The sequence below is a fragment of the Sulfuricurvum sp. genome, assembly GCF_028712165.1.
Classification (GTDB): Bacteria; Campylobacterota; Campylobacteria; order Campylobacterales; family Sulfurimonadaceae; genus Sulfuricurvum.
Genome location: NZ_JAQTQR010000090.1, coordinates 1 through 9,833 on the forward strand (window position 1 = coordinate 1; position 9,833 = coordinate 9,833).

Genomic DNA, 9,833 nt, shown 5'->3' on the forward strand with positions numbered 1-9,833 from the left:
TTTCCACCTACGAGAAGCAAGTGATTTAAATCAACGGAGCCTACCGATGAAAGTACGTTCTTCAGTGAAGAAAATGTGCGATGATTGTAAAGTCATCAAACGTAAAGGGATTGTGCGCGTAATCTGCAAAACCCCAAAACATAAACAAAGACAAGGATAAGCATGGCACGTATTGCTGGTGTGGACTTACCTAAGAAAAAACGTTTGGAGTATGCATTAACTTATATCTATGGTATCGGTTTACATACGTCACGAAAAATTTTGGATGCTACAGGGCTCGATTACAACAAGCGTGTATTCGAACTCAGCGAAGATGAAGCGGCAACAATCGCTAAAGAAATCCGAAGCAGCGGAATCGCTGTAGAGGGTGACCTTCGTAAGCAAGTCGCTATGGATATTAAAGCGTTGATGGATCTTGGTTCTTACCGTGGTCTTCGTCACCGTAAAGGTCTCCCATGCCGTGGTCAAAAAACCAAAACCAATGCTCGTACGCGCAAAGGTAAGAAGAAAACCGTCGGCTCAGCCACAAAGTAAGGGATTAGAGTATGGCAAAAAGAAAAGCAACCCGTAAAAAAATCGTAAAGAAGAATATTGCTAGAGGTATCGTACATATCTTGGCATCATTCAACAATACCCTTGTAACGGTAACAGATGAGATGGGTAACATGATCGCATGGAGTTCGGCTGGTGCCCTTGGTTTCAAAGGTTCTAAAAAGTCAACTCCGTTTGCTGCGCAACAAGCAGTAGAATCAGCGTTGGAAAAAGCAATGGTCCACGGTATTAAAGAAGTGGGAATTAAAGTTCAAGGTCCAGGTTCTGGACGTGAAACAGCAGTTAAAAGTGTTGGTGCAATCGAAGGTCTTCGTGTTTCATTCATGAAAGACGTTACTCCACTACCACACAATGGATGTCGTGCGCCTAAGCGCCGACGCGTCTAAGGAGGTTTGTAATGGCAAGATATAGAGGACCCGTAGAAAAAATCGAAAGAAGATTCGGTGTAAGCCTTGGACTAAAAGGTGAGCGTCGTCTTGCAGGTAAAAGTGCCCTTGACAAACGTCCGTACGGACCTGGCCAACACGGTCAACGCCGTACGAAAATCTCTGAATACGGTACACAGCTTCGCGAAAAACAAAAAGCGAAATTTATGTACGGTTTGAGCGAAAAACAAATGCGTTCATTGTTCGGTGAAGCAAAACGTCGTACTGGTAATACCGGTACAAACTTGGTAATGCTTCTTGAGCAACGTCTTGACAATGTCGTTTATCGTATGGGATTTGCAACGACTCGTCGTTTCGCACGCCAATTGGTTAACCACGGTCATGTTTTGGTTGACGGAAAACGTGTTGATATCCCATCATACCGTGTAAAACCGGGTCAAAAAGTGGAAATCCACGAAAAAAGTAAAAAGAACAACCAAATCGTTCGTGCGATTGAATTGACCAACCAAACCGGTCTTGCGGCATGGGTTGACATCGATCAAGAAAAAGCGTTCGGTATTTTCACACGTCTTCCAGAACGTGAAGAGGTTGTTATTCCAGTTGAAGAACGTCTAATCGTCGAGCTTTACTCGAAATAATCATTAAAGAAAGGGCGTTCAGCATGAAAAAAATTAAGACATCACCGCTTCTACCGAAAGAGTTTGTCGTCGAGCAAATCAGCGCTAACGAAGCGAATATCATCGCCTATCCGTTTGAAACCGGGTTTGCGGTTTCACTCGCTCATCCACTCCGCCGCTTTTTGCTAAGCAGCTCAGTCGGATATGCGCCGATCGGTATCAAAATTGAGGGTGCTAAGCATGAGTTTGACTCAGTGCGCGGTATGCTCGAAGACATTTCGGATTTCATCATTAACCTCAAAGGGGTTCGTTTCAAATTGAAAAACGGACTCAAAGAGAAAGAGATTACTTACAGCTTCGCAGGCCCTTGTGAAATCCATGGAAGTGATCTGGATAATGACGATGTTGAAGTGGTAACGCCAAATGCATTTTTGGCAACGTTGAATGAAGATGCAACGTTAACTTTCACCGTTAAAATTCATCAGGGTATCGGCTATGCGCCGAGTGAAGATGTACGGGATGTTTTGGGTGACGGTTATATCGCTTTGGATGCATATTTTACACCGGTTCGTCGCGCAACATATGCTATCGAAAACGTTCTTGTCGAAGATAACCCGAACTTTGAAAAAGTGGTCATTAATATTCTTACTGACGGTCAAATTTCACCAGTCGATGCATTTAAAAATGCATTGGAAGTTATGTATGCTCAAATGGCGGTATTTAACAGCGAAGTGAGTATCAAAGCTCCTGCAGCTGCTGAGCGCGGAGATGAGCATCCAGAACTTAAACGTTTGGGTGCACGCATTGAAGACCTTGGTCTAAGTGCTCGCAGTTTCAACTGTTTGGATCGCTCTAACATCAAATACATCGGTGAAATCGTTATGATGAGCCAAAATGATTTGAAAGAAGTTAAAAACCTCGGCAAAAAATCGTTTGAAGAGATTTTAGAAAAAATCACTGAATACGGTTATGCTGTCGGACAAGATTTAGCTGATGATCTGATCAGTGCAATTAAAAAGAAAATCGAAGCTGAATAAGCTTAATATAAAAGAGGAAGTATCATGAGACATCGTCACGGATACCGCAAGCTAGGTCGAACGAGCGCACATCGTGAAGCTTTGTTGACCAACCTTAGCATTGCGTTGATTGAACACGGTAAAATCGAAACTACGTTAATTAAAGCAAAAGAACTTCGTTCATTTGCTGAAAAATTGATTACTACTGCACGTGTCGGTGATGCTAATGCTCACCGGTCTGTGTTTGCTGTATTGCAAAATAAAGAAGCAACAAAACAACTTATTAATGAAGTTGCTCCTAAATATACTGAGCGCAACGGCGGATATACCCGTATCGTTAAAACTCGTATTCGCCGCGGTGATGCTACACCGATGGCATATATTGAACTCGTATAACGAGTTCAATAACTATCACCCCCTTAAATCGAGCTTCGCTCTAAAACTATCCTTTTCGCATTAGTGCATGTTTAGCCCATTTCTTATACTATACCGCGATATTTGAGCTTTAAAAGGTACAATAACCATGATTCCATTTAGCGATGAAGAACTGATACAGCCGGTTCGTAACGTCATAGATAAAATTCGACCAAGCCTTGCATTAGACGGAGGAGATATAGCATTCCTAACCGTAAAGAATGGAACAGTTTATGTACAATTACAAGGTGCATGCATTGGATGTTCAAGCAGCGGAAATACATTGAAATACGGCGTCGAACGTCAGTTGCGGATGGATATTCATCCTGAATTGACTGTCATTAATGTACCGCAAGGTATGGAACATCAAATCGATGCATTATAATTCAAAGAAATTGAGCCGATATTAGAGTAAACATAGGAGGGATTACTATGAAAACAACCAACTTAACCAAAACCCTCAATCAAGCAAATGAACATTTTTTGGCGGGTAAATACAGTGAGGCATTACGCGACTATTCGTTAGCGCTGAAAGATTATCCGGAATCCAAAGAGGCGTATAACGGTGCCATTTTATCGGATATGGCTATGGGCGGTGAAAGTGCCGGAGAAGCACTTTTTGACTATTATACAATCCTCCGAAGTGAAGATGTGGAGTCAGCCGATATTATTATTTCTGAAATTTTAGAGACTATGGATGGCACTCTCGATCAGCTCTCAGGGTTGTTCGATGATACGGTTAAGCAGCGTTTGGCATACGAAGACGGTATTATGTATACCGAATTTAAAGAACTTGTAAAAGATGATAGCGATTTTAATCGTATCTTTGAGAATATCATGTTTTCGACCCGTGTTATTATTACCGAGAAAGAAGATTTTGTCGATTTCTTGGATAATCTGATCGATCACGGATACAAAGAAATGGCACTCAGTTATTTGGAAAGCGCTTTGGGTGTCTATCCGAACGATCGACAACTTCGAAATTTATTACGCCGTTTAGCCAAGGGGAAAAGAATTGAAAATTGAGATTGTGGGTCAACCGTATCAATACATCAGTGAAAATTCCGGAGATTGTGGGCCTGATTGTGCTTTTTTACTCACAAAACAAAATGAAAAATATAAAGAAGATGCGATAGCTCGGGGCGCTCACTCGATAATTACACCGTCTGAATGTTGGGCTCTTTTTGGGTTGGACCGTATTTGTGTAATCGGAATTACCGGTACAAACGGTAAAACGACAACGGCAAGTGCGATGTATTCATTACTGCTTGATCTGGGTCATAAAGCAGCAATGCAGGGGACACGTGGATTTTTTATGAATGATGCTCCGGTTGAGGGTAAAACACTTACCACCCCAACTGTATTGAATACTTATCGGCATATGGCACAAGCTATTGCTGCTGGATGCGAGTATTTTATTATGGAAGTAAGTTCACATGCTATCGAGCAAGAACGAATTGCAGGGATTACTTTCGGCTTAAAAATTTTGACCAATATCACCCAAGATCACCTCGATTATCATGAAAGCATCGAAGAGTATACCCGTATCAAAAATCTTTTTTTTCAAGATGAATCGAAAAAACTGATTAACCGAGATGAGCCGAAGGCAGAATTTAATTTTAAAAATGCCTTTACATACAGTGTGGAAAATCCGTCAACGTATAAAATCATTGCGTATTCATTGAATAATGGTGTCAGCGGTATACTGAAACATTTTGAAGATCACATTCCGTTTGTGACTTCACTCCACGGATTCTTTAACCTCTATAATATTACTGCCGCATTTGCTGCGGTCCATATAGTGACCGGTGAGAGCTTGGAAAAAATTGCCGATGCATTAGAGAACTTCGGAGGGGTCAGCGGACGAATGGAAGTTGTCAGTGAATCTCCTTTGGTCATAGTTGATTTTGCCCACACGCCTGATGGAATGGAACAAGTTTTAAATGCTTTAAAAGAAAAAGAAGTGCTGGTGGTTTTCGGAGCAGGCGGAGATCGAGACCGTACAAAACGTCCATTAATGGGACGTGTTGCATCCGTTTATGCTAAAAAACTGTATGTAACGAGTGACAATCCCCGTTTTGAAGATCCGGATGCTATTATTGAGGATATTTTATCGGGGATTGATGACAAAAGTAACGTATATGTTGATGTGAATCGACGTAACGCGATTGCACAAGCTATCAAAGATCGCACAGGTGATGAAGTCATTTTAATTTTAGGTAAAGGGGATGAGACGGCACAAATTATTTATGATCAATACTTGCCGTTTGATGACCGTGTTGTTGCTAAAGAGCTATTGGCGACTTTGAAAGAGTGCTAAATTCACCCTTAAACAGTATAATTGTTTGATGGAGCTTAATATGCACTCTTTTATTTTGGCTATAATGCCGTAATTATTTTGCGGTGTAATAGTACATCGATTTCACAAGGAGCGTTTGATGGGTATCCCACAACCGGCGTTTTATATTTTCAAATGTGAGCAAAGTTCCCCTCCGGGCATGCCAAAACCAAGCTGTGTTAATCCGCAAACTCAGGATCTTTTTCAACATTTGGCACAGACTTTGATGCAAAAAGGGTTAATTGCTACCGTACAACCGATTCGTACTTCATGTATGAACCGCTGTAATGTCGGACCGATTATGCTTGTTGAGCCGGGTCATGTAATGTATTCAGGATTGACGAAAGCTAAAATTGACGAAATTATTGAAAAACATATTATCGGCGGTGAAGTAGTGAAAGAATACGTTATTCCTGAAGAGCTATGGGATGCACCTATCACACCTGCAGATATGATGAAGCAGATGGGGCGCTAATCGATGTTAATCGAAATGCTTTACAGTAAAATTCACCGTGCTACGGTTACCGACGCTAATCTCAATTACGTCGGTTCCATCACCATTGATGAAGAACTTCTTGAAGCTTCCAAAATGCGTGTAGGCCAAAAAGTTGAGATACTGAACATCAATAACGGTGAGCGCTTTTCAACCTACATTATTCTTGGTGAACGCGGTCAACGCGATATCTGTCTCAACGGTGCTGCGGCACGAAAAGTGCATAAAGGCGATAAAATTATTATCGTCGCGTATGCTACCTACAATGATAGTGAACTCGAAAACTATAAACCTACAGTAGTGTTGGTTGATGATGAGAATTGTATTACCGAAATAATCGAGAAGATATAAGCTCCGTCATGGTACTATTTCACTAAAAAACAGTGGGATAATAATGGAGCAGTTTGAATCTTTTTTGGTAGAGCATCTGCCCTCAGCTGCGAGTTTCCACCCCCATTATGAATTATCGTTACATCAAATGCTTACCGGTGGCGGAAAACGGTTTCGTCCTGCACTTCTTCTCGGAGTTGTTCGTGCATATAATCCTCTTTTAACTCAGAGTGCATACCATGCAGCATTTGCAATTGAATTGCTTCATACGTATTCATTAATTCACGATGACTTGCCTTCTATGGACAATGCCGATTTGCGACGAGGTATTCCTACTTTGCACAAAACGTATGATGAAACAACGGCCGTTTTGGCTGGAGATGCACTCAATACGTACGCATTTGAAGTACTTTCCAATGCACCGTTATCGGATCGAGTGATTGTGAAATTGGTACGCTCCTTGGCTCACAACGGCGGATTGAACGGAATGGTACTAGGGCAAGCTATTGATTGTTATTTTGAGAACCAGCGATTGGAATTGGATCAAGTCAAGATGCTTCATATTCACAAAACGGGAAAATTGATTGCCGCATCACTGCAGATGGGAGCCATTATCGTCGGACGTGATGACATCGCGGGCGAACTTTATGATTTCGGAATCGATTTGGGGTTATTATTCCAGATCCAAGACGATATTCTGGATGTTACCCAAGATGAAGCAAAGGCCGGTAAAACGACCCACAATGATGAGTCAAAAAACAGTTTTGTAACATTGCTCGGATTTGATTCGGCGATGCAAGAAGCGGATGCGTTAGCTGAAAAAATAACGAAACGGATGGAAAGTTTTGATGAGAATCTGCAATGCGAATTGTCACCAACGCTAAATCATTACATTAATCGACACAAGGAATAGACAATGAGTACTACAATGCGCCAAAAGATGGCAGATACAATCCGCTTTTTAGCGGCAGACATGGTTCAGCAAGCTAATTCAGGACATCCGGGCGCTCCTATGGGGTTGGCAGATATTGCCGTAGTGTTGTCTGAACATATGAATCATAATCCGAAAAACCCGAAATGGCTGAATCGTGACCGTTTGGTATTTTCAGGCGGGCACGGTACAGGACTGATTTATTCACTTTATTATTTGTGGGGATACGGACTTGAGATCGAGGATCTTAAAAATTTCCGTCAACTTGATTCTAAAACTCCGGGACACCCTGAATACGGTCATACGGCAGGGATAGAGATCACAACAGGACCTTTGGGACAGGGTATTGCGAATGCGGTCGGTTTTGCAATGGCTTCAGAATTCGTCGGCAATAAAGTGAACTCTGAAACTGCTGCATTGATCGATCACAATGTGTATTGTTTGTGCGGTGACGGAGACCTTGAAGAGGGGATCAGTTACGAAGCGTGTTCGATTGCCGGACATATGGGGCTGGATAATCTTATTTTGATTTACGATTCAAATCGCATCACCATTGAAGGTTCCACCGAGCTTAGTCTCAGCGAAAACATGAGAGATCGTTTCGAATCCCAAAACTGGGCAGTTTTAGAAATTGACGGACACAATTTTGAAGAAATTGACGGCGCATTGACGCAAGCCAAAACGATTTCTCGTCCGGTACTCATCATTGCCAATACCACTATCGCCAAAGGGGGCGGTAAGATGGAAGGATCACACCATGCACACGGTGCACCGCTTGGGCATGATGTGATTAAAGCGGCAAAAACTGCAGCCGGATTTGATCCGGAAGCAACATTCGCCGTAGATGCGGATGTGATGGAGCGTTTCCGATGCGCGATTGAAAAAGGGGATTTGGCTGAGCGTGAGTGGAATCACCGTCTCAAAGAGCTTCCGCTTTCCGAACAAAATGAAGCGTATGAGCAGTTGATGAATCCTGATTTTAGTCGTATCAGCTGGCCAACGTTTGAAAAAGCGGATGCTACCCGTAATACGAACGGTATTATTTTGAATGCGATTGCCAAAGCAATCCCAGGATTCCTTGGAGGTTCTGCGGACCTTGGCCCTTCGAACAAAACCGAATTGAAAGATATGGGCGATTTCCCAAAAGGGAAAAACATCCACTTCGGGATTCGTGAACATGCGATGGCTTCAATCACCAATGCAATGGCATTGTATGGACCGATTATGCCATTCAGTGCAACATTCTTCGTGTTCAGCGATTACCTCAAGCCATCGGCTCGTATCGCGGCATTGAGCGGAATCCAGCACTTTTTCATTTGGACGCATGACAGTATCGGTGTCGGAGAAGACGGTCCTACCCATCAACCGATCGAGCATTTGAGCCAATTTAGAGCATTGCCGAATTTTTATGTTTATCGTCCGGCAGATGGAGCTGAGAACGTCAAATGCTGGCAGAAAGCGCTTTCAATGAAATATTCTCCATCGGCATTTGTGTGCTCGCGCCAAAATCTCCCGTTACTACCAAATGCGGTTCGCGGTGATGTAGAAAACGGCGGTTATTTGATTATTGAACGTTCTAATGCTACGGTCACCATTATGGCATCCGGTTCTGAAGTCGCTTTGGCAATCGAAACGTCAGAAGTTCTTCAAGGACGCGGTATTGCTGCAAATGTTGTAAGCGTTCCGTGCTTTGATTTGTTATTAGAACAGCCGCAAAATTATATCGATTCGATTATCAAACCTGGAACCAAGCGTCTTGCTATTGAAGCGGCACGAGGATTGGAGTGGTATCGTTTTGCTGATACAGTTATCGCGATGGATAGTTTTGGAGCAAGTGCACCTGCAGAACAATTGTTTGAAAAATTCGGATTTACTGCGGAAGCCATTGCAGCAAAAATTTAACTTCTGCCTCGTAGAGGCTAGCTTTAGTAGCCCAAGCGGCTAGCGTAGCGAAAGGGATGTATTCCTTTCGCGTCAAAGGAAATAGGTGCAAGATTCTGCTGAATATTTAGAGAAAAAACGTTTTTTTGATTCGCTGATTACCCTTTACGGTCGTAATGTAGCAGTCGAAGTACTGCGTGATGATGCAGTGCAGATTCACAAGCTTCATCTCTCTAAAAGCAACCGAACCGATGAGACGATCGAAGAAATCATGGCATTGGCCGAGATGCGCGGTGTGGAGATCAAATACCACACCAAAGAGTCACTTTCACGTATCTCTAAAAACAGTGCCCAGGATCAGGGCGTTGCCATCGATGTGGTATCACGTAATTACCGCAGTGCATCGATGATTGAATCGGATTTGCCGGGTCCTTTTCGCCTCTTAGCTTTAGACGGCATTAACAATCCGCAAAATCTAGGGATGATTGTCCGATCCGCTGCGGCCAGTAAGATTGACGGAATTGTTTTGCCACGACGAAACAGTACAAAGCTTTCACCGTTGGTCATGAAAGCAAGTGCAGGTACACTGTTTAAGATACCGATCTATTACTGTGAAGATTTAACCGATATTCTAGGGCTTAAAAATACCGCAATCATCACTCTTTCCTCTCATGCACGGGATGATATTCATTCGCTTAAAATTCCGACACGCGCTATTTTTGTATTGGGTAATGAAACGGAGGGGGTGAGTGATGCAGTGACACGCGCTTCGACTCACAGTGTCTCTATAGAGATGCATCGCGGTGTCGAATCACTGAATGTTGCTGTTACAGCCGGGATTGTTAGCTTTCTACCATAAGGTTATAGGGGCGGCG

Annotated in this window: 14 protein-coding genes; all 14 read left to right on the plus strand. The window is 42.8% G+C overall.

Features of this window, described 5'->3' with window-relative positions:
* Nucleotides 1–46: 46 nt before the first annotated feature.
* Nucleotides 47–160: a 50S ribosomal protein L36 gene (gene rpmJ, locus PHP90_RS12690; protein WP_013461154.1), complete on the plus strand. Its 114-nt coding sequence runs from the start codon at nt 47–49 to the stop codon at nt 158–160.
* Nucleotides 161–162: 2 nt separating this feature from the next.
* A complete protein-coding gene (rpsM, locus tag PHP90_RS12695; RefSeq protein WP_013461153.1) occupies nt 163–534 on the plus strand; it encodes a 30S ribosomal protein S13 in 372 nt (123 codons plus the stop codon).
* Nucleotides 535–545: 11 nt separating this feature from the next.
* Nucleotides 546–938 carry a 30S ribosomal protein S11 gene (rpsK, locus tag PHP90_RS12700; protein WP_015654589.1) on the plus strand — a complete coding sequence of 131 codons (393 nt, stop codon included), beginning with the start codon at nt 546–548 and terminating at the stop codon, nt 936–938.
* A gap of 11 nt (nt 939–949) precedes the next feature.
* A complete protein-coding gene (gene rpsD / locus PHP90_RS12705) occupies nt 950–1,576 on the plus strand; it encodes a 30S ribosomal protein S4 (protein WP_299930628.1) in 627 nt (208 codons plus the stop codon).
* A gap of 23 nt (nt 1,577–1,599) precedes the next feature.
* Complete coding sequence (locus PHP90_RS12710; protein WP_299930631.1) at nt 1,600–2,592, plus strand: DNA-directed RNA polymerase subunit alpha; 993 nt, start codon at nt 1,600–1,602, stop codon at nt 2,590–2,592.
* Between the two features lie 24 nt (nt 2,593–2,616).
* Entirely contained in the window at nt 2,617–2,967 is a 351-nt protein-coding gene (rplQ, locus tag PHP90_RS12715) for a 50S ribosomal protein L17 (protein ID WP_299930633.1), read from the plus strand.
* A gap of 127 nt (nt 2,968–3,094) precedes the next feature.
* The gene (locus PHP90_RS12720) at nt 3,095–3,370 is read left to right on the plus strand and encodes a NifU family protein (protein ID WP_299930635.1); all 276 of its coding nucleotides are present in this window, start codon (nt 3,095–3,097) and stop codon (nt 3,368–3,370) included.
* 47 nt (nt 3,371–3,417) lie between these two features.
* Nucleotides 3,418–4,011, plus strand: a complete 594-nt coding sequence (locus PHP90_RS12725) for a hypothetical protein (protein WP_299930637.1) — start codon at nt 3,418–3,420, stop codon at nt 4,009–4,011.
* Complete coding sequence (locus tag PHP90_RS12730) at nt 4,001–5,305, plus strand: UDP-N-acetylmuramoyl-L-alanyl-D-glutamate--2,6-diaminopimelate ligase (protein ID WP_299930639.1); 1,305 nt, start codon at nt 4,001–4,003, stop codon at nt 5,303–5,305. The genes PHP90_RS12725 and PHP90_RS12730 overlap by 11 nt, the downstream gene beginning before the upstream one ends.
* Before the next feature lie 118 nt (nt 5,306–5,423).
* Nucleotides 5,424–5,798 carry a (2Fe-2S) ferredoxin domain-containing protein gene (locus PHP90_RS12735; RefSeq protein ID WP_299930641.1) on the plus strand — a complete coding sequence of 125 codons (375 nt, stop codon included), beginning with the start codon at nt 5,424–5,426 and terminating at the stop codon, nt 5,796–5,798.
* A gap of 3 nt (nt 5,799–5,801) precedes the next feature.
* On the plus strand, nt 5,802–6,167 hold the full coding sequence (gene panD, locus PHP90_RS12740) for an aspartate 1-decarboxylase (RefSeq protein WP_299930643.1): 366 nt from the start codon (nt 5,802–5,804) through the stop codon (nt 6,165–6,167).
* A 43-nt stretch (nt 6,168–6,210) separates the two neighbouring features.
* Nucleotides 6,211–7,059, plus strand: coding sequence for a polyprenyl synthetase family protein (locus tag PHP90_RS12745; RefSeq protein ID WP_299930645.1), 849 nt, complete (start codon nt 6,211–6,213; stop codon nt 7,057–7,059).
* 3 nt (nt 7,060–7,062) lie between these two features.
* Entirely contained in the window at nt 7,063–8,979 is a 1,917-nt protein-coding gene (tkt, locus tag PHP90_RS12750) for a transketolase (RefSeq protein WP_299930648.1), read from the plus strand.
* Between the two features lie 85 nt (nt 8,980–9,064).
* A complete protein-coding gene (locus PHP90_RS12755; protein WP_299930651.1) occupies nt 9,065–9,817 on the plus strand; it encodes an RNA methyltransferase in 753 nt (250 codons plus the stop codon).
* The last annotated feature ends 16 nt before the right edge of the window (nt 9,818–9,833 follow it).